The organism is Idiomarina aquatica (assembly GCF_004362895.1).
Lineage (GTDB): Bacteria > Pseudomonadota > Gammaproteobacteria > Enterobacterales > Alteromonadaceae > Idiomarina.
Map to the genome: position 1 here is coordinate 1 of NZ_SNXI01000053.1, position 1,772 is coordinate 1,772.

2 protein-coding genes are annotated in these 1,772 nt (G+C 52.4%); one reads left to right on the forward strand and one right to left on the reverse strand.

Annotation, left to right across the window (positions count from 1 at the left end; all coding sequences use genetic code 11):
• Positions 1–78: 78 nt before the first annotated feature.
• Entirely contained in the window at positions 79–486 is a 408-nt protein-coding gene (tnpA, locus tag DEU29_RS13885) for an IS200/IS605 family transposase (RefSeq protein WP_432206887.1), read from the reverse strand.
• Between the two features lie 64 nt (positions 487–550).
• On the opposite strand from tnpA, the gene DEU29_RS13890 reads away from it, so the two are divergent.
• Positions 551–1,732: an RNA-guided endonuclease InsQ/TnpB family protein gene (locus DEU29_RS13890; protein WP_208107654.1), complete on the forward strand. Its 1,182-nt coding sequence runs from the start codon at positions 551–553 to the stop codon at positions 1,730–1,732.
• Positions 1,733–1,772 lie beyond the last annotated feature (40 nt).

A 1,772-nucleotide genomic window follows, 5' to 3' on the forward strand; every position in this document is an offset into this window, starting at 1 on the left:
AACTCCGCGTAAACCCTCGCCCAATCGGGCGGGGACAGTGTGCCCTTTGGGTATACAAGCGGGAACCGCGTAGCGGTTCTATTCTGGTGTACTCTGACTCTGCACATACTCTCTCAGTGTTTCGATAGTTGCGCCGCCTGCACTACAGGCAAAGTAAGAGCGTGACCAGAGCGCTGCGCTTTTGCTTTGCCGGGGTATGTGGGCATTGAGTATTCGTATCCGGCGTGATGAAACCGATTTCAGGTTGTTCACCATAACGCTGATCGCCAGCTTTGGCGGATAGGCTATCAGCAGGTGAACGTGATCCGCTTCACCGTCCATTTCCAACAAGTCACACTCCAATTTCTCGCAAGCAGAATCAAACGCTTTACGTAGTTGCTCAATCATATAGCCGTCGAACAGTTTTCGCCGGTACTTGGTGCTAAAGATCAGATGCACAACCAGCTTGGTGACGCTGTGGCGTTTTCGGAGGTAATCTGACAGCAACGCTTTATTATGCGCACTCACTTGAACTATGACCTTACTGGCTTATAATAATTGAATCATACCAATGAGCGCTGAAATGTTAAAGGCCACGAAGGTACGCATATATCCGACACCTGAACAGGCGGAATTTCTCAACCGCCAGTTCGGTGCTATGCGGTTCGTGTACAACAAGGCGTTGCATATCATCAGCTCACAGTACAAACGTCACGGCCTGAAGCTCAAAGCCAAGAAAGACCTTAAGCCGCTGTTGGCGGTGGCGAAAAAATCTCGCAAGTATCATTGGCTCAAGGATTTTGATTCGATTGCACTCCAGCAAGCGTGCATCAACCTTGATAAAGCCTTCCAGAACTTTTTTGACCCGAAGCTTCCCGCCCGTTACCCGAGGTTCAAGCGCAAACACGGTAAACAATCCAGCTACCACTGCACGAGTGTGAGTGCTGGCGAGAACTGGATAAAAGTGCCGAAGATGAAGCCGCTTAAGGCGCGGGTTCACCGTGAGCTGAACGGAAAGCTCAAGAGCGTAACGCTGTCGCGCTCAGTAACAGGGAAGTACTACGCCTCGCTGTTGGTTGAAGATGGCTTGCAAACACCGGCCCCATTGCATAGCGTTGATACCGTGCTGGGCGTTGATATGGGGCTAACCCATCTTGCTATCGACTCCGAAGGAAACAAGACGGCGAATCCCCGTTTCCTGAAACGCGCCCAATCTAATTTGCGACGCAAGCAGAAAGCCTTATCCCGTTGCCAGAAAGGTAGCAAAGGACGTACGAAAGCACGCTTGAAACTGGCTAAGGCGCATGAGCGCCTAGCGAATACCCGTGCGGACTTCCAGCACAACCTGTCCCGACAACTCATTGACGAAAACCAAGCGGTGGTGGTCGAGACATTGAAAGTGAAGAACCTGCTGAAGAACCGGAAGCTATCCAAGCACATCGCAGACGCAAGCTGGTTCAGCCTGATTCAGAAACTGGAATACAAGGCGAAGGAGCAGGGCAAGCATCTGGTCAAAATCGACCAATGGTTTGCCAGCTCCAAGACCTGCTCCTGCTGTGGGCACAAGGTAGACACCCTGCCGTTGTCGGTGCGTAACTGGTCGTGCCCTGCTTGTACAGCAGAGCTTGAACGCGACGTAAACGCCGCGATCAATATCCGCCAGCAGGGTGTTATCAAACTAAGAGCCGAAGGACTGTCGGTTCCTGCCAATGGAGGCTTGCGTAAATCCGGCCACGCGCCGGTTGCTGCCTGAGAATTTGGAAGCCTCGCCCGTTAGGGCGGGGAGCAGTCAC

What these genes read in the sequence shown, in the direction of transcription:
- DEU29_RS13890 (WP_208107654.1), top strand. Translation starts at nt 551, where the DNA reads ATGAGCGCTGAAATGTTAAAGGCCACGAAGGTACGCATATATCCGACA.